This is a genomic window from Streptomyces tibetensis (assembly GCF_040647715.1).
In the GTDB taxonomy this organism is placed as follows: domain Bacteria; phylum Actinomycetota; class Actinomycetes; order Streptomycetales; family Streptomycetaceae; genus Streptomyces; species Streptomyces tibetensis_A.
The window spans coordinates 79,240-95,237 of record NZ_JBEZCR010000012.1; the positions used below are offsets into that span (position 1 = coordinate 79,240).

Annotated in this window: 16 protein-coding genes; 6 read left to right on the forward strand and 10 right to left on the reverse strand. The window is 71.2% G+C overall.

What is annotated here, in order from left to right; all coding sequences use genetic code 11:
* Nucleotides 1–63 precede the first annotated feature (63 nt).
* Nucleotides 64–513: a nitroreductase family deazaflavin-dependent oxidoreductase gene (locus tag AB0B29_RS29075; RefSeq protein WP_362244426.1), complete on the forward strand. Its 450-nt coding sequence runs from the start codon at nucleotides 64–66 to the stop codon at nucleotides 511–513.
* A 188-nt stretch (nucleotides 514–701) separates the two neighbouring features.
* Here AB0B29_RS29075 and AB0B29_RS29080 read toward each other — a convergent pair whose 3' ends face one another.
* Complete coding sequence (locus AB0B29_RS29080) at nucleotides 702–1,763, reverse strand: cation diffusion facilitator family transporter (protein WP_436845900.1); 1,062 nt, start codon at nucleotides 1,761–1,763, stop codon at nucleotides 702–704.
* Here AB0B29_RS29080 and AB0B29_RS29085 point away from each other — a divergent pair.
* Both AB0B29_RS29085 and AB0B29_RS29090 read left to right on the forward strand, forming a co-directional pair.
* The gene (locus tag AB0B29_RS29085) at nucleotides 1,762–2,787 is read left to right on the forward strand and encodes a glutathione S-transferase family protein (RefSeq protein WP_362244428.1); all 1,026 of its coding nucleotides are present in this window, start codon (nucleotides 1,762–1,764) and stop codon (nucleotides 2,785–2,787) included. The two genes, AB0B29_RS29080 and AB0B29_RS29085, sit on opposite strands and share 2 nt — an antisense overlap.
* Nucleotides 2,788–2,821: 34 nt before the next feature.
* Nucleotides 2,822–3,118 carry a DUF4235 domain-containing protein gene (locus AB0B29_RS29090; protein WP_031108703.1) on the forward strand — a complete coding sequence of 99 codons (297 nt, stop codon included), beginning with the start codon at nucleotides 2,822–2,824 and terminating at the stop codon, nucleotides 3,116–3,118.
* Nucleotides 3,119–3,202: 84 nt separating this feature from the next.
* Here AB0B29_RS29090 and AB0B29_RS29095 read toward each other — a convergent pair whose 3' ends face one another.
* A complete protein-coding gene (locus AB0B29_RS29095) occupies nucleotides 3,203–3,595 on the reverse strand; it encodes a VOC family protein (protein WP_344455668.1) in 393 nt (130 codons plus the stop codon).
* A 673-nt stretch (nucleotides 3,596–4,268) separates the two neighbouring features.
* Here AB0B29_RS29095 and AB0B29_RS29100 point away from each other — a divergent pair.
* Nucleotides 4,269–5,951, forward strand: a complete 1,683-nt coding sequence (locus AB0B29_RS29100) for a hypothetical protein (RefSeq protein ID WP_362244429.1) — start codon at nucleotides 4,269–4,271, stop codon at nucleotides 5,949–5,951.
* A gap of 167 nt (nucleotides 5,952–6,118) precedes the next feature.
* On the opposite strand, the gene AB0B29_RS29105 is transcribed toward AB0B29_RS29100, so the two are convergent.
* The 6 genes from AB0B29_RS29105 to AB0B29_RS29130 form a co-directional block, all read right to left on the reverse strand.
* Nucleotides 6,119–7,369 (reverse strand): cytochrome P450, encoded by a 1,251-nt coding sequence (locus AB0B29_RS29105; protein WP_362244430.1) that lies wholly within the window; start codon nucleotides 7,367–7,369, stop codon nucleotides 6,119–6,121.
* Complete coding sequence (locus AB0B29_RS29110) at nucleotides 7,366–7,968, reverse strand: GTP-binding protein (protein ID WP_362244431.1); 603 nt, start codon at nucleotides 7,966–7,968, stop codon at nucleotides 7,366–7,368. Before AB0B29_RS29110 ends, AB0B29_RS29105 begins: the two co-directional genes overlap by 4 nt.
* Nucleotides 7,949–8,320, reverse strand: a complete 372-nt coding sequence (locus tag AB0B29_RS29115) for a DUF742 domain-containing protein (RefSeq protein ID WP_104784390.1) — start codon at nucleotides 8,318–8,320, stop codon at nucleotides 7,949–7,951. The genes AB0B29_RS29110 and AB0B29_RS29115 overlap by 20 nt, the downstream gene beginning before the upstream one ends.
* Nucleotides 8,317–8,727 carry a roadblock/LC7 domain-containing protein gene (locus AB0B29_RS29120; RefSeq protein ID WP_003994857.1) on the reverse strand — a complete coding sequence of 137 codons (411 nt, stop codon included), beginning with the start codon at nucleotides 8,725–8,727 and terminating at the stop codon, nucleotides 8,317–8,319. Before AB0B29_RS29120 ends, AB0B29_RS29115 begins: the two co-directional genes overlap by 4 nt.
* On the reverse strand, nucleotides 8,724–10,478 hold the full coding sequence (locus AB0B29_RS29125; protein ID WP_362244432.1) for an ATP-binding protein: 1,755 nt from the start codon (nucleotides 10,476–10,478) through the stop codon (nucleotides 8,724–8,726). The genes AB0B29_RS29120 and AB0B29_RS29125 overlap by 4 nt, the downstream gene beginning before the upstream one ends.
* Before the next feature lie 286 nt (nucleotides 10,479–10,764).
* Nucleotides 10,765–11,709: a GlxA family transcriptional regulator gene (locus AB0B29_RS29130; RefSeq protein ID WP_362244433.1), complete on the reverse strand. Its 945-nt coding sequence runs from the start codon at nucleotides 11,707–11,709 to the stop codon at nucleotides 10,765–10,767.
* A 71-nt stretch (nucleotides 11,710–11,780) separates the two neighbouring features.
* On the opposite strand from AB0B29_RS29130, the gene AB0B29_RS29135 reads away from it, so the two are divergent.
* The gene (locus AB0B29_RS29135) at nucleotides 11,781–12,731 is read left to right on the forward strand and encodes an NADP-dependent oxidoreductase (RefSeq protein WP_362244434.1); all 951 of its coding nucleotides are present in this window, start codon (nucleotides 11,781–11,783) and stop codon (nucleotides 12,729–12,731) included.
* 19 nt (nucleotides 12,732–12,750) lie between these two features.
* On the opposite strand, the gene AB0B29_RS29140 is transcribed toward AB0B29_RS29135, so the two are convergent.
* Together AB0B29_RS29140 and AB0B29_RS29145 are read right to left on the reverse strand one after the other, a co-directional pair.
* A complete protein-coding gene (locus AB0B29_RS29140; protein ID WP_362244435.1) occupies nucleotides 12,751–13,857 on the reverse strand; it encodes an NAD(P)-dependent alcohol dehydrogenase in 1,107 nt (368 codons plus the stop codon).
* 22 nt (nucleotides 13,858–13,879) lie between these two features.
* The gene (locus AB0B29_RS29145) at nucleotides 13,880–15,334 is read right to left on the reverse strand and encodes an aldehyde dehydrogenase family protein (RefSeq protein WP_362244436.1); all 1,455 of its coding nucleotides are present in this window, start codon (nucleotides 15,332–15,334) and stop codon (nucleotides 13,880–13,882) included.
* A gap of 112 nt (nucleotides 15,335–15,446) precedes the next feature.
* Here AB0B29_RS29145 and AB0B29_RS29150 point away from each other — a divergent pair, with 112 nt between their 5' ends.
* Nucleotides 15,447–15,884, forward strand: a complete 438-nt coding sequence (locus tag AB0B29_RS29150; RefSeq protein WP_362244437.1) for a MarR family winged helix-turn-helix transcriptional regulator — start codon at nucleotides 15,447–15,449, stop codon at nucleotides 15,882–15,884.
* Nucleotides 15,885–15,998: the final 114 nt, after the last annotated feature.

Below are 15,998 nucleotides of genomic sequence, written 5' to 3' on the forward strand. Positions count from 1 at the left end.
CCGGGGCACCGGTGTTGATGGCAGGTGGCGATGAGCCACGGACGCGACGATGGGACGGATGCCATGCCTCTCGAAGGCGAGTACGAACCCAGCCCGACACAGTGGGTGCGCAACCAGGTGGAACTGTACGAGAGCTCCGGTGGTACCGAAGGGACGACGCTGCAGGGCTCGAAGATGCCGGTCGTCGTCCTGACCACACGAGGTGCCAGGAGCGGGAAACTGCGCAAGACACCGGTGATGAGGGTCGAGCACGAGGGGCGCTACGCCGCGGTGGCCTCCCTCGGCGGGGCGCCCAAGCACCCCGTCTGGTACTTCAACATCCTCGCCCACCCGCACGTGGAGCTCCAGGACGGGCCGGTGAAGCAGGACATGACCGCACGTGAGGTCACCGGCGAGGAGAAGGCGGCCTGGTGGGAGCGGGCCGTCGCGGCGTACCCGGCGTACGCCGACTACCAGAAGAAGACGGACCGTGAGATACCGGTCTTCGTCCTGGAGCCGACCGAGGGCGGCTGACAGCGGGCCGGCTGCCCTGCGCGGGCAGCCGGCGGACCGTACCTGCAGTCGACGCAGGTGCGGACAGCCGGGCCGTGCGAGCAGGCGGCGGAACGCCTGCCGGCAGCCGACGGACCGTGCGTGACGGCAGTCGGCGAAAAATCTTTCGCCCCGGGTGTGTGAACCGGCCGCGTCGGGGCACGCGAGGTTCAGGCCCCGCCGCGCTCCCCCGTCGCGGCGGGGCTTTCCGCTGCCTCGCGGGCGGGACGGTCGGTCACGTCGAGGAAGATCTCGTCGGCCTCGGGCACCGTGGAGGCGATGGATCGCTTGATGCGCACGGCGACCTCCTCGACGCGCTCGCTGTCCAGGCCGGGCACCAGGTCGATGCGGGCGGCCACCAGGGCCGTGTCCAGTCCGGTCTTCATCGTGAACAACGCCTCCACGCTGTCGATCTCCGGCTGTGCCCGCAGCAGCGCGCAGATCCGCCCGCTGGACTCGGGGTCGGCCGCCTCGCCGATCAGCTGGTCGCGGGCGTCGCTGCCCAGCCGGAAGGCCACGAAGACCAGCAGCACCCCGATCGCGATCGAGGCCGACGCCTCCCACACCGCCTGGCCGGTAACCATGTGCAGCGCCATGCCGACCATGGCCAGGGTGACGCCGAGCACGGCGGTGCCGTCCTCGGCGACGACCGTCCGCAGGGCCGGATCGCGCAGCCCGGCACCCGCACCGCCCTGCCGTCGCACCTGGTAGAGGGCCCTCAGCAGCGAGCCGCCCTCCGCGAGGAGGGCGACGCCGAGCACGATCAGACCGGCCACATAGCCGCTGAGCTTCTCCTCCGTCTCGCTCGTCAGGGCCTCGAAGCCCTGGAAGAACGAGAAGCAGCCGCCCATGACGAAGATCCCGACGGCCGCGAGGAGCGACCAGAAGAACCGCTCCTTGCCGTACCCGAAGGGATGACGCCGGTCGGCGGGGCGGCGGCTGCGGCGCAGGGCCGCGAGCAGGAACACCTCGTTCAGGCTGTCGGCCACCGAGTGGGCCGCTTCGGACAGCAGGGCCGGTGACCCCGCCGCCAGGCCGCCGATGGCCTTGGCCACGGCGATCACCAGATTGGCCGCGAGCGCCACCAGCACCGTGACGCGCGTCTTGTGATCACTTCCTTCATCAGTCACCCACGCCGATTGCCCCGGTCGGGGGTACTCACACCGTGCCGTCCACGGAAAACGGGGAACGCGTTCACCAGGGTCCCCGTAAGGCAAGGAGGTCACCCCCATGAGCCGCGACGACGGCGACGACGGCAACACCGGCTACGGCAGGAGGGCGTTCAAACGGTCCAAGGCACACTTCGCGGACCGGATCACCGCGGACGGCCGGGACGGCTGGCCGGCGGAGGCCGGGCGCTACCGTCTGGTCGTCAGCCGTGCCTGCCCGTGGGCGAGCCGGTCCCTGGTGTCCCGGCGGCTGCTCGGCCTGGAGGACGCCCTGTCCCTGGCCGTCGCCGACCCGATCCAGGACGACCGCAGTTGGCGTTTCACCCTCGACGAGGAGGGCCGCGACCCGGTTCTCGGCATCCGCTACCTGAGTGAGGCCTACGACCGCCGGGAGAGCGACTACCCGGGCGGCGTCAGCGTGCCGGCGATCGTGGACGTGCCCAGTGGGCAGCTGGTGACCAACGACTACCAGCAGCTCACCCTCGACCTGGCGACCGAGTGGACGGCCCTGCACCGGGAGGGCGCGCCCGATCTGTACCCGGACAAGCTGCGCGACGAGATCGACGAGGTGATGGCGGACGTCTACGAGGACGTCAACAACGGCGTCTACCGGGCAGGGTTCGCCACCGGGCAGGAGGAGTACGAGGCCGCCTGCACCGGGGTGTTCCGGCGGCTGGAGCGGCTCGCGGGGCGGCTGGAGCGGCAGCGGTACCTCGTCGGCGACACGATCACCGAGGCGGACATCCGGCTGTTCACCACACTGGTCCGCTTCGACGCGGTCTATCACGGCCACTTCAAGTGCAACCGCTGGAAGCTGACGGAGAACCAGGTGCTGTGGGGTTACGTCCGCGACCTGTACCAGACGCCCGGGTTCGGCGACACCGTCGACTTCGACCACATCAAACGCCACTACTACCAGGTGCACACGGGCATCAATCCGACCCGCATCGTGCCGCTCGGCCCGGACCTGTCCGGCTGGCTGACCCCGCACCACCGCGAGGAGCTGGGCGGCCGGCCGTTCGGTGACGGCACACCCCCCGGGCCGGTCCGCGCCGAGGAGCGGATCCCGGCGGCGCACACCCCCTGACCATCCTCACCCCCTCGGCTACCAAGGAGTTCCCGTGGCAAAGAAGAAGAAGATGTCCCTCGCGTACCAGCCCCTCGGGTTCGTGCTCGGCTGGTCGGGCGGCTGGCTCGCCGGGCTCGCCTTCCGCAAGACGTGGATGGCGATCCGGCACGAGGAGGACGCGCCGGACGCGCTGGACAAGGACCGCGGCTGGGGCGAGGTCCTGCTGGCCGCCGCGATCCAGGGCGCGATCTTCGCGGTGGTACGCAGTGCCGTGGACCGCGCGGGCGCCAAGGCCATCGAGCGCTCGACCGGCACCTGGCCGGTCGGCGAGAAGGGCGGCCGGGACTGACGACGACACGGCCCCGCCCGGCTCCTGCCGGGCGGGGCCGTCCTGTGCGCGCTGCCGCCCTCCGCTGTCCGTCGGGCGCCCGGCTCAGCCCTGCTTGGGTGCCGTCGGCGCGGTGCGCCGCAGGATGAAGGAGTGGCCGGCCGGGTCGGCGTAGCCGCGCTCCTCCAGAGGGCCCGAGGGCTCCTTGGCCTCCAGGGGGCGGCCGCCGAGGCTGATGACGCGGCGTTCCACCGCGTCGAGGTCGTCGACCACGAACTCCAGGTGGGCCTGGAGGGAGTTCTCAGGACGTGGCCAGCTGGGCGGGGTCGCGTTGACGTCCCGGCGCAGGGCGATCCGGAACCCGTCGGCGCTCTTGATCTCCACCCGGTTGGCGGTGGCGTCCGACTCCTCCCCCTCCAGCAGTTCCTTGTAGAACACGGCGAGTTTCTCGGGCTCGGCGCAGTCGAGCACGAGGACCCCCGCTTTCACCAGTGCCATGTCTCCTCCGCAGGATTCCGGCCGCGGGGCGGTCGTGCGCCGCGGACCCGTACTTTGCGGATATCCCGGACCGGAGGATTCAGTCGGTCTTCAACCACTGTCCGTCGCGCATGAGTTCACGGCCGTCGCTCCGGTGTGACGGCCTCTCCCCCGCGCCGCCCGACCGGGGATTCCGGTTGGCCGAGGGAGGTGGGAGTGTACGCAGCTCACGAGGTTTCGGCAGTAACCGAGATCACGGTCCGGTCACGAATGGCTCATTAGCGCCTTGGGCAGCCTCGTACCGCTTCTCGCTTCAACTTTCGAGCCGAGACAGCAAGTTCGAGTGTGCGGGCGGTCCCGGTGACCGTCCGCTCGCAGGGGTGGGGGGACTCCGAGTTCCGTCTCCCGAAAGGAAACGCATGCGTCAGAACGTCCGGTTCGACCTGCCCTTCGGCACCCCTGTCAGCCACCCACACGCCTCGGGCGAAGCAGCGCATCCCGGATCCGGTGGTCGCGCACCGGTCGCGTGAGTCCGGCTGTCCGGCGAGGCCGTCGCGGAACGCACAGAAGATTCCCGGACACGGCCGGTCAACGACCACGGTCCATCGATTCCGTTGCCAGAACCACAGCTCATGGGGAGACCGGTGTGAAATCTCGAGTCGCAGGTGCTGTTCCGAAGGCGTCCGCCGACAGCTTGATTCCAGCGCAGCCAGGCGCCCAGCTCCAGCCCACGGAGGCGGGAACCGCACTGGCCCGCCTGCTGGTGGAACGTGTGGGCGGGAGCACGGAGGAGTACCGCAGATGCCAGGACGCCGCCCAGCAGCGGCTGGACGCATGGGGATCCGCCGAATCCGGCACCGCGCTACGCGTGGAGGGTGCCCTGCATCTGGCGCGGCCCGCGTTCCTCCCGCCCGACGAGCAGGGCTACGCCAGGTTGAGGCGTCTGGACGCCGGCCTGCGCGTGATAGAAGAGGCCTTCCCGCAGGTCGGCACCGATATCGAGGTCTGCAGACTGACCTGCACGATGCTGGAGGGGGCCTGGAGGACCCGGGCACTCGCCCCGCCGCGCGAGCAGGAGCAGACAGCCGCCTGCACCTGCCCGCTGTGCCGCCGCCTGCCGACTCCGCCCGCACGCACGCTGGACGACTACCGCTGGCGGCACAGCGCCGGACGCCCCCTCGCCGTCAAGAACTGGCCGTACCGGCGGGAACTCGACAGTGTCCTCACCGGTGGCTGGTCCTGGACCCGGCAGATGAACGACCTCGAGCGAGACCTCGGTCACCGCCACCGCTTCGAGGACGACATCCTCGTCTTCCACGAATACAAACGCGTGATCGACACCATCGACACGACCCGCCTCACCCAGCACGTCGAAGAGCGCCTGGCCGAGAACTTCAGCACCAACAGCGCACGGGCCCTGGTCTCCGGCCTCTTCGCGGCCCACAAGCGGTCCGTCGACGAGTACTGGCTCCAGCAGCACGAGGCCGGCAACGTCGTACTCCCCCAGACCAACCCCCTCACCCAGAGCACCTACTCGATCCTGCAGATGCTGGACTGCCTGTTCTGGCACGTCGCGCCCGACACCGAACTCTGGCAGGAGGAGAACCTCGCCTCCCTGCTGCTGTGCCGCGCCATCGACGACATGGCCGACGTCCGGGCCGACGCCCTCACCGGCGAGATCAGCAACTTCTGGCTCGCCGACATGCCCACCCACACCAAGGCCCTCTACGCCGCCTGCGCCATAGCCATCGTCAAGTACGGCTGCATGCCCGAGGCGCACGACCCGATGTGGAACACCTGGCTGATGACCACCACCGTCGTCTGGATGGGGCTCACGGGCCGCCACGCCCTGTGGTTCGACGGCATCACCCAGGGCCTTCCCCCAGCCGAGGACTGCCCGCTGTGCGACCTGCAGCCCAACTCGTGCAGCGGCATCCTCACCCACGGCACCACCCTCACCATCGCCCCGCGGCGCACCGCAGCGGGCCTGAGCCCCCGGGCCGCCGAGCTGTCCGCGCGCTGCCGGGTCCAACACCCGCAGGTCTGGAACCTGTTCGACGCCGAGCTGCATGCCTTCGAGGCACTGCACGGCCCCTGGCACGGCAACACCGACAGCGCGTGGGAGATCCTGCGCCGCACCTACATCGCCGCCGTGGAGGCGTCCAGCACCGAACCGTCCCTGGAGCGCGCCCGTCAGATCCAGGAGGACGCCGGGGTGGTGGGTTCCGAGAAGTTCCACACCCTGCACGACCCTCGGACCGGCAGGGAGGACACCGCCCTGCTCGCCTACATGTTCGGCGGCGCCCACCCGCATTTCCTGTGGAACGCCACGGGATACCGTCCCACGGGCGTCGCAGGCGACTGGCTGGACGGCTGACGCCTCGATCCCGAAGGCCGGGGCCGCTGCTCGCACCCGTCAGGTGGTGGTGACGGCCCGGCCTCTGCCCGGCCCCACCGCGGACGCGAAAGCACCGCCGGGGACCTGCACCCACGCACGGCGTCGCCCGGCCGGACACCGGCCGGGCAACGGTCTGCCGGCGTCGTCTAGACGGCGAACTCGACCGGCAGGCTGTCCAGCCGGAACTCCCACGTGGAGGCGGTCGAGCTGAGTTCTTCCGGCGGTACGGTCAGGCGCAGGTCCGGCAGCCGGTGCAGCAGGACGTCCACGCCGATCTCGATGATGGACTGGCCGATGTTCTGCCCCGGGCACTCGTGCGGGCCGGAGCTGAACGCCAGGTGCGACTGGTTGCCCTGCACGGCGACGGCCGAGTCGGGCCTCACCTCCGGGTCGAGGTTGCCGGCGGCCAGGCCCAGGATGAGCAGTTCTCCCTCCTGGAGGTGGTGGCCTCCGAGCTCCAGGTCGGCGGTCGCGAACCGGCCCGGCAGCACGGACAGCGGCGGGGCGTCCCACATGACCTCTTCCACCACCGAGGAGACGTTCAGCTCTCCGCTGACCAGACCGGACAGCCGGCCGGCGTCGGTGAGGACCCGTTGCAGGACCCGGGCCAGCAGATTGCTGGTGGTGGTGTGCGCGGCGATCAGCACCAGGCGCAGATGGCTGACGACCTCGTCGTGGTCGAGGCCGGCCGGGTGCTCCAGCAGGGCCGTGGCGAAGTCGGAGCCCGGCTCGGCCCGCTTGCGCTCGGCGAGTTCCGCGAGGATCTCCATGATCCGGTCGTTGTGCTCGAGGGCGCCCTCACCGCCCTTGAAGACCTGGGCGCACGACTCGATCAGACGCAGTCCGTCCGCCGCGGGAAGGCCCAGCATCCTGGTGAGCACGAGCATCGGCAGTTGCTCGGCGTAGTCGGCCACGAGGTCGGCGCGCCCGGTGTCGGCGAACGCGTCGATCTGCTTGTTGGCGAAGTACGTGACGTGCCGCCGGATGCCCCGGGCGGCCGCCGCCTGCAACCCGTCGGTGACGGCGCCGCGCAGCCTGCGGTGCGGTTCGCCGTCCTGGGACACACAGTCGGGGCGCCAGCCGACCATCGGCATGATCGGCGAGGTCTCCTCGATCCGGCCCTCCCGCCAGTCCCGCCAGATCCGTGCGTCCCGGCTGAACTGGCGGGGGTTGTCGAGCACCCGGCGGTTGTCGCGGTAGCCGAGGACCAGCCAGGCGGGCACGTCGCCCTCGAGCAGGACCGGCGCGACCGAGCCGTGCTCCTTGCGCAGCCGCTCGTAGATGCCCTCCGGGTCGGTCGCGGCGTCCGGTCCGTACAGCCGGGTCAGGTCCGCTCCGTGATGGGCGACGGGGCAACCGCGCACGGCCTGGAGGCTGGATTCGGTCGAGTCGTTCATCGGGGCTCCAGGGTTACGGCGGAGCGTTCCTTCAGATGGTGGATCAGGGCGACGAGGACGTCCCGGCTGGAGGCACGGTCGCGGGCGTCGAAGGCCACGACCGGGGTCCGCTCGGGGATGTCCAGGGCGTCCCGGATCTCCTCGACGGGGTAGTTCCGGGAGTCGGGGAAGACGTTCAGCGCGACGACGAAGGGTACTTCCTGCCGCTCCATCTCCTCGATCGCCCGGAAACTGGACTCCAGCCGGCGCGTGTCCACCAGGACGATCGCCCCGAGCGCGCCCTTGAACAGGCCGTTCCACAGGAACCAGAACCGCTCCTGTCCGGGCGTGCCGAACAGGTACAGCACCAGGCTCTCGTTGATGCCGATCTTGCCGAAGTCCAGGCTGACGGTGGTCTGCGTCTTGTCGGCGACGCCGATGAGATGGTCGACGTCGGCACTGGCCTGGGTGAGGGTCTCCTCGGTGGTGAGCGGCTTGATGTCGCTGACCGACCGGACCATGGTGGTCTTCCCGGTGCCGAACCCGCCGGCGATCATCACCTTCACCGAGCGGGTGTCGCCCGCCGAGCCTCCGGGTTGGTCAAAGCCTTTCAAGTCCACTGAGTACCTCCTCAAGGAGCGCGAGGTCGGGCCCGCGGCCGGCTTCGTGTGCCGGGATGGGGTTACGGGCTTCGACGCGACCTGCGTCCAGCAGGTCCGACAGCAGCACCGCGAGAATGTTGAAGGGGAGCCCGAGGTGAGCGCCGAGTTCGGCGACCGACAGCGGGTCGCGGCAGCGGCGGAGGATCTCCTCGTGCTCGTGCTGCATGCCCGGTAACGGGGCGGCGCGGGCGACGACCAGGGTCGCCACGTCGAGGCTCGACGCCGAACCGCCCGGTCCGCTGCGCCCTCCGGTGAGGACGTAGTAGCGCTCGAGACCGGACGGGTCCGACGGTCTGCGGGGAGCACTCATCCAGAGTGCTCCTCCAGGCGCGGAGTGGTGCCGAGGAGCTCACCCATCCTGCGGGCCAGGTCCCTCATCTGGTGCCCGAGCAGGCCCTGGTCGAGGCCTTCCCTGGCGAGGACACCGAGGTACGTCTCCACACCGGCGCGCACGACGAACAGGTGCCCGCCGTCCACTTCGATCATCGCAAGGCGCAACTGCCCGGCGTACTTGGGGAACTGCTCGGCGACCGGCTGGGCCAGCGCCTGCAGGCCGGCCACCACGGCGGCGAAGCGGTCGACGTCGTCGGGGTCTTCGGCGCCGTAGGAGGTGATGGCCTTGCCGTCGCTGGAGGCCACGAGGGCGAAACGGATCTCCTGGATGCTCTCGACGAGATCGCGGAGCGCCCAGCTCACGTCTGTTCCTTGTTGCGTCATGAGGAGTGGTCGCTCTCTTCGGTGCGGTGCTCGGTGTACTCGCGGCCGGCGAGGGTGTCGCGGTCGTCGGCCGGCTCGGAGGCCTCCGCCGCCTCGCGTCCGGCGGTGGCGAAGGCGGCGAGTCCCGAGAAGGACGCGTCCGGGGGGACGGCGGCGACGGTGACCCGCTCGCTTCGCTCGGCCGGTTGGGGCGCCTCCGTCTCGTTGCGCTTGCTGCGGCGCCTGGGCAGCCCGCCGGGTGTGGTCTGCCCGGTGGCGGCCTCGTCGGCCCGTGGTGCGGGCGCGGGGGCCGTCTCGCGGGCCGGTGCGGCCGTGGCGGTGCGGGCCTCCGGGGCGGGTGCGGCCGTGGGCAGCGGGCTGAAGTACTTGTGCGGGACGACGACCACCACCGAGGTGCCGAGCCAGGGGGAGTCCGCGAAGGTGACGCGGATGCCGTAGCGGCGGGCGAGGGCGCCGACGACGCGCAGGCCGATGTTGGCGTCCTCGGTGATGCCGCCGATGCCGGCGCCGGGCGCGGTGCCCGCCAGGGCGTGCTCGGCCTCGCGCTTCTTCTCCTCGCTGAGGCCCTTGCCGGAGTCCTGGATCTCGATGCCGACGCCGTTGGGCACCTCCTTGCCGGAGATGAGCACCGGCTCGGTGGGCGGCGAATAGCGGGCCGCGTTGTCCAGGAGGTGGGCCAGGATCAGCGTGAGGTGGTCGACGAGGCCTCCGTCGACGCCCAGTTCGGGCAGGTGGCGCACCTGGATCCGGTGGAAGTCCTTGATGCGGCCGATGCCGCCGCGCACCACGCTCAGCAGCCGTTGCGGCTCCTGCCACTGCCGGCCGGGCCGGTCCGAGCCGCCGAGCACGGCGATGCTCGCGGCGAGCGAGTCGGCGGGGCCGAGTTCCTGGTCGAGTTCCATCAGGCCCCGGGCGACGGCAGGCAGCCGGCCGTGCTCACCCTGCATCTCGTGCAGCCGGCCGCGGAGCTTGCTGGTCAGGACGTGGATGCGGTTGCCGATGCTGATCACGGCCTGCTCGGCGGAGGTGGAGCGGTCGAACTCCGCCTCCAGGCCGATCAGGGAGGTGCGCAGCAGCTTGCGCAGCTCGGCCTGGAGTTCCGAACTGACCTTGGCGCACTGGTTGACGGTGGGCAGCAGGTCGTCGATGGCGTCGCCGGCGCGCAGCTTGGCCATCGCGTCGGGCAGCTGCTCGTCGGCGAGCCGGGCGACCGCGGCGAGCTGGTGGGAGAGCTGCTCCTGCCAGACCTCGGCCTGGTCGGCGAGCTGGGCCTCGTACGAGGTGGCCTGCTCGGTCAGCCGTTCCTCATAGGCCCTGGAGCGGTCGGCGAGCTGCGCTTCGTACGTGGCGCTCTGCTCGGCGAGCTGTGACTCGTAGCCGGCGCTCTGGTCGGCCAGGCGCCGCTCGTAGGCCGCGTTCTGCTCGTTGAGCTGGGATTCCAGGGCGGTGCGATCGGCGGAGAACTTGCGTTCCAGGCCCGCCACGTGCTGCTGCCACTGCATGGTGTGCTCGGCCTGCGTGGCGCGGAAGGAGCCTTCCGCCCGGTGCAGTTGGGCCCGGGTGCGCAGCAGCAGCCGTACGCACACGGCACCGGCCGCCGTCGCCGCGATTCCGGCGACGGCCGTGATTATTCGCTCCGAGCTCATGAACGTGGCGGCGACGGTCCCGCCTCCCAGGCCCAGCGGCATCAACCACCAGCTGTACCAGGCGACAGGGGCCCGCGCCGCCGGTGGCGGAGTGGCGAGTTCCATCTGCATCCTTCGAAGCAACACGAACGAACAGGGGGGTGTGTGGACCGCACTCATGAGTACGCACCGCGGGTCGACTGGACGCGATCGCGTCAACTCGCAGCGCCGATCGGAACCTTATCGGGTTTGGACCCGAAAGGATCAATCTCGACCCCCCGGGCGGACGTGAGGGTTCCGTCACGCTCCGACAGAAGACAACAGGTCGACAAATGGCTTTGCAGTCAGCGGACTTGGGCGGATGCCGGGCCACATGTCGGCCGCGCACCACACCGGGCGGCTGCCGTGCTGGTCAGCGGGCGGTCTGGAACGTGCGGCGGTAGGCCTGCGGGGAGACCCCGATCGCCGCGTTCAGGTGCTGACGCAGGGAGGCACCGGTCGCGAAGCCGACCCGGCCCGCGATCTGATCCACTGTCAGGTCGCTGGATTCCAGCAGATGCCGGGCCCGGACCACGCGCTGCTGGATCAGCCAGCGGCCGGGGCTGAGGCCCACCTCGCCCTGGAAGCGGCGGGCGAAGGTGCGCTGGCTCATCCGCGCGTGGCCGGACAGATCGGCCAGGGTCAGCGGTTCGTCGAGGCGCTCCAGGGCCCAGGCACGGGTGGCCGCGGTGCTCGCGGCGCCCTGCTCGGGGACCGGCTGCTCGATGTACTGGGCCTGGCCGCCGTCCCGGAAGGGAGGGACGACACAGCGACGGGCAACGCTGTTGGCCAGCCGGCTGCCGTGGTCCTTGCGGACGAGGTGCAGGCAGATGTCCACGCCGGAGGCGGCCCCGGCGGACGTCAGGAACGGATGGTCGTCCACGAACAGCACGTCCGGGTCGAGGTCGACACGCGGGAACATGCGCCGGAACTGGTCGGCGACCTGCCAGTGGGTGGTCGCCCGGCGCCCGTCGAGGAGGCCTGCGGCGGCGAGGACGAAGGCGCCGGTGCAGATGGAGACGATGCGGGTGCCCGGGCGGATGAGCGCGAGCGCGGCCAGGACGTCGCCGGACACCTCGTCGGCCAGATGGCCGGGGGCGGCAGGCGCGATCACGACCGTGTCCGCCGTGGCCAGGACCTCGGGGCCGTGCTCGACGGTGACACCGAAGTCCGCGTTGGTGCGCACCGCACGGCCGTCGACCGAGCAGGTGAGGACTTCGTAGCGGCCGTCGGCCGCACCGAGGATCCGGCTGGGGATGCCCAGCTCGAAGGGGTACACCCCGTCCAGGGCCAGGACCACCACTCGTTCACGTCGCATGGCACGATCGTATCGAATGTTGGCAATCTTGCCATTGGCGCGGGGTCCGCCGACCGGCACGCTGGTTGACCATGAGCACACAGAACACGATGCGAGCCATCAGCCAGGACGTCCTCGGCGGCCCCGAGGTCCTGAAGGAAGTGGCGATCGAGCGCCCGGTACCGAAGCCCAACGAGGTGCTGGTCCGGGTGCGGGCCGCCGGGGTCAACCCGACCGACTGGAAGCACCGCGCCACCGGTGGATTCCTGGGCGAACCGCCCTTCGTCCTCGGCTGGGACGTCTCCGGGGTGGTGGAGGCGGTCGGCATCGGCGTCGTGGCGTTCGCGCCCGGTGACGAGGTCTTCGGCATGCTGCCCTACCCGTACGGGCACGGCTCGCACGCCGAGTACGTCATCGCCCCGGTCCGCGCCCTCACTCGCAAGCCGGCCGGCGTCGACCACACCCAGGCGGGCGCGCTCCCGCTGGTCTCGCTCACCGCCTGGCAGGCGCTGACCGAACACGCGGACCTCCGGCCCGGGCAGCGGGTGCTGGTCCATGCCGCGGCCGGCGGGGTCGGGCACGTGGCGGTGCAGATCGCCAAGGCGCGCGGCGCCTACGTGATCGGCACGGCGAGCGCGGGCAAGCACGAGTTCCTGCGCGGCATCGGCGTCGACGAGACGATCGACTACCGCGAGACGGACTTCACCGAGGCCGTGAAGGACGCCGACGTCGTCCTGGACACGATCGGCGGCGACAACGCCCTGCGCTCGCTGCGCGTGCTGCGCCCCGGCGGTGTCCTGGTCTCGATCCTCCCGGGCGGCTCGGACGAGCTCTACGAGGAGGCCGAGCGGCTCGGCGTGCGGGCGCTGCGGATGCTGGTGGACGCCGACCGCGGCGGCATGGAGGCGATCGCGGAACTCGTGGAGGCAGGGAAGCTGCGCGCCACGATCGCCGGGACCTTCCCGCTGGCCGGGGCCGCCGAGGCGCACACCCTCGGCGACACCGGTCGTACGACGGGAAAGCTGGTGCTGCTGAACGACTGAGCCGGCGTCGCGGGCGGTGTCAGAACGTCAGGACCGGCTTGATCGTCTTGCCGGACCTCATGTCCTGGACCGCCCGGTCGATGTCCTCGAAGGGGTAGGTGCCGATCAGGCGGTGCAGCGGAAGCCGCCCGTCCTTCACCAGGGCGACCAGGGCGGGGATCATGGTCTGCGTCTCGCTGTCGCCGAGGGTGAGGCCGACGACGCGCTTGCCGCCGAGGAGGCCGTTGACGTCGAGGGCGACCTCGGTTCCGAAGGGCGGGGCGCCGACCACGACCAGGGTGCCGCGGGCGGCGAGCGCGTCGACGCCCTGGCGCAGGACGCCCACATTGCCGGTGGTCTCCACGATGCCGTCCGCGCCCTGGCCCGCGGTGATCTCGGCGAGGGCCGGGGCGAGGTCCGTCCCGCTCGTGTCGACGGTGTGGGTGGCGCCCAGCTCCCGCGCCAGGGTCAGGCGTTCGGCGACCCGGTCGACGGCGACGATCCTGGTGGCCGGGGTGAGCGCCGCCGCCATCACGGCCGACAGGCCGACCGCTCCGGCGCCCAGGACGACGACTGTGGTGCCGGTCTGCGGCTTCAGGACGTTCCACACGGCCCCGACACCGGTCTGGACGCCGCAGCCCAGCGGGGCGATCGACTCCAGCGGCACGTCCGGGTCGACCTTGACCAGGCTGCGCTCGTCGGCCAGCGCCAGCTCCGCGAAGGAGGACTGGCCGAAGAAGTGGCCGCCCAGCGCCTCGCCGCCCCGGCTGATGGTGCTGGTGCCGTCGGCCCGGCTGCCGCCGATCAGGTTCAGCGGCAGCCAGGTCGCGCAGTACGCCGGGTGCCCGCCGCGGCAGTTGCGGCAGTCGCCGCAGGAGGTGAAGGAGAGCAGGACGTGGTCGCCCGGCGCGACGCCGGTGACGGCGGGGCCGACGGCCTCGACTACGCCCGCGCCCTCGTGGCCGAGGACGCCGGGCAGCGGGAAGGGCAGCCCGCCGCTCGCCACCCCGAGATCGGTGTGGCACAGGCCGGTTGCGGCCATGCGGACCAGCGCCTCGTGCGGGCCGGGCGCGTCGAGGACGACGTCACAGAGGGTGAAGGGCGCGCCGCCGGACTCGACGACCGCGGCACGGGTGGTGTGGGACATCGCGATGACTCCTTGACGGTGTCTAGTCGAGCGAGACGACGACGGACTTGACCTTGGTGTAACCGGCGAGGGCCTCGGGCCCGTACTCGCGGCCGTAGCCGGAGTCCTTCACCCCGCCGAAGGGCACCGCCGGGTCGAGCATCGCCCAGTCGTTGACCCAGACGATGCCCGCCTGGAGCCGGCCGGCGACCCGGTGCGCACGGGCGAGGTTGCTGGTCTGGACACCCGAGGCCAGGCCGTAGGGCGTGGAGTTGGCGAGGGCGACGGCCTCGTCCTCGTCGTCGAAGGGCTGCACGGTGAGGACCGGGCCGAAGATCTCCTCCTGGATCACGCGGGAGTCGTTCGCCAGGTCGGCGATGACGGTGGGCTTGTAGTAGTAGCCGCCGTCGAGGTCGAGCCGTTCGCCGCCGCAGACGATGCGGGCGCCCTCCTTGCGGGCCAGGGCGACGTACTCCTCGACCTTCCTCAGGTGCTTCCCGGCCGCCATCGGGCCGACGACCGTGGCCGGGTCGCGTGGGTCGCCGACCGGTACACCGGGCACGGCCTCGGCGAGGATGCCGAGCAGTGCCGGGTACACCGAGCGGGCCACCAACAGGCGCGGGCCGCCCATGCAGAACTGGCCGGTGTTGAAGACGAATCCCTTGATGACGGCGCCGACCGCCTTCTCGAGGTCGGCGTCCTCGAAGACGATGTGGGCCGCGTTCCCGCCGAGTTCCATGGTGACGGGCTTGAGCGCTTCGCCGGCGACGCCGGCCACGTGCCGGCCGATGGCGGTGGAGCCGGTGAAGGCGACCTTGTCGACACCGCGGTGCCGCAACAGCGCCTCGCCCGCCACCGGGCCGCTGCCGGTCACGACGTTGACGACGCCGTCGGGGACACCCGCCTCCTGGAGGAGCCGGGCCATGTACAGGGCGCTGAGGGGGGTCTCGTCGGCGGGCTTGTGGACGACGGTGTTGCCGGCGGCCAGCGCCGGGGCCAGCTTGGAACCGGCCAGGATCAGGGGGAAGTTGAACGGGGTGATCGCGGCGACCACGCCGAGGGGCTCGCGCCTGGTGTAGGCGAGGGCGTTCATGGGGAGGTCGCGCAGGGCGCCGTCCTGGCTCTGGGCGAGGTGGGCGTAGTACTCGTAGTCGTTGGCCGCGTTGGTGACGTCGACCGCGCCGCACAGCGTGATCGGCTTGCCGACGTCCAGACTCTCCAGCGCGGCGAGCTCGTCGGCGTTCTCCCGGATCAGCTGGGCGACGCGCTGCAGCACCCGGCCCCGCTCGCGGCCGCTGAGACCCGGCCAGGCACCGTCGTCGAAGGCCTCACGGGCGGCGCGGACGGCCGCGTCGACATCGGCGGGGCCCGCCTCGGCGACGGTGGTGACGGCCGTGCCCCGGGACGGGTCGATCACCTCGGTGCGCGCCCCGTCGGCGGCTTCGCGCCATCGGCCCCCGATGAACAGTCGACCGGGTGTGCTCTCGAAGGGGGTCATCGCCGCTCCTCAGCCTCGTCGCCACATTGCGCCAAGTTTCAATAAACAGGATTCCTGTCTGTGCGCAGTCTCATGAGAGACAGGAATCCTGTCAATGCTCTAGCCTGTCTCCATGCTGGACGCACAGGCTTCCAAGGCGCCCCCCTCCCTGCTCTACATGGTCAAACAGGTGGAGCTCGTCGTGCGCTCCCATCTGGACGAGCTGGTCCGGCCCTCCGGGATCACCGCGCTTCAGTACACGGCGCTGACCGTGCTGGAGCGGCACGACGGACTGTCCGCGGCCCAGCTGGCGCGCGACTCCTTCGTCACCGCCCAGTCCGTCGCGGACGTGGTCCGCTCCCTGGAAGGCCGCGGACTGGTGCGCCGGGAGCGCAACCCCCGCAACCGCCGGGAGCTGCTGATCCTGCTCACCGACTCCGGCCGCGAGTTGCTCGCCGAGTACTCCGGGCCGGTCAGGGCCCTGGAGGAGCGGATGGTGCGCGACCTCACCACCCGTCAGACCGAGCAGTTCCGCAAGGCACTCACCCAGGCCTGGCACGCCCTGTCATGACCCGCCGGGACTTCGGAACGCGCCCCGGAACCACGCCCGCGCACGCCTCGGAACCACGCCCGCGCACGCCTCGGAACCACGCCCGCGCACGCCCCGGCGCGAACCTCGGCCAAC